At 26.8% G+C, this 761-nt stretch carries 1 protein-coding gene; it reads left to right on the forward strand.

The genetic code is table 4. The annotated features are described in order from the left end of the window. Positions 1-761: hypothetical protein (locus OF364_RS03005; RefSeq protein WP_263774132.1), on the forward strand; the 761-nt coding region annotated here is incomplete at both ends.

The following is a 761-nucleotide window of genomic DNA, read 5'->3' on the forward strand; positions in this document are numbered from 1 at the left end:
TTAGAAGAAGCTGAAAATAATAAAAATAGTGAAGATAAAGCAAAATTAACTGAAGTTCTTGGAAAATTAGCAAGCGCTAAAACAAAATTAGAAGACGCTAAAAAAGAAACAGAAAAAGCAGGTGATGTTACAAGCACTAAAAAAATTACAGATAAAATTGCTGAAATTATCGCTAAAACCACTCTAATCGAAAATAGAAAAGCAGCAGTTGAACTAAAAGAACAACAAATTGCTCAAGAAAAAGCCAAAATTAAAAAACAAATTGAAGATCTAGAACAAAAAACTCAAGATGTTGAAGGTATTCTAAATTCTTCTAATAAATCAGATATAGTTAATTCTAAAAATGTTCTTGAACAAGAAATTAAAAATGCTCAAGAACTATATGATAAAAATAAAGATGAACCTAAACTTAATGATGATAATAAAACCTTAAAAGATAAAATCGAAGCTGCTCAAGAAGCTTTAAATAAAGCAGCTGAAGCAATTGAAAAAATTGAAAATAAAGAACAAGAAATTAAGACTGAAATTCTTAATGCTACTACAGAACTAGATAAAGCTAATGAAGCTGCTAAGGAAGCTTTAAAAGGTGAAGATTTAGATAAACTTAAAGCAGCTCAAGATCCTTTAAATAAAACTATTGAAAAAGCTAAACAAGCTATTCAAAAAGCAAAAGATAATAATTTAGAAGATGAAGCTAAAGATTTAAAACAAAAATTACAAGAAGCTGAACAAACCAAACAAGCTCTAGATAATAAAGTAAA

Source organism: Mycoplasma enhydrae, from assembly GCF_025779955.1.
GTDB lineage: Bacteria > Bacillota_I > Bacilli_A > Mycoplasmatales > Metamycoplasmataceae > Metamycoplasma > Metamycoplasma enhydrae.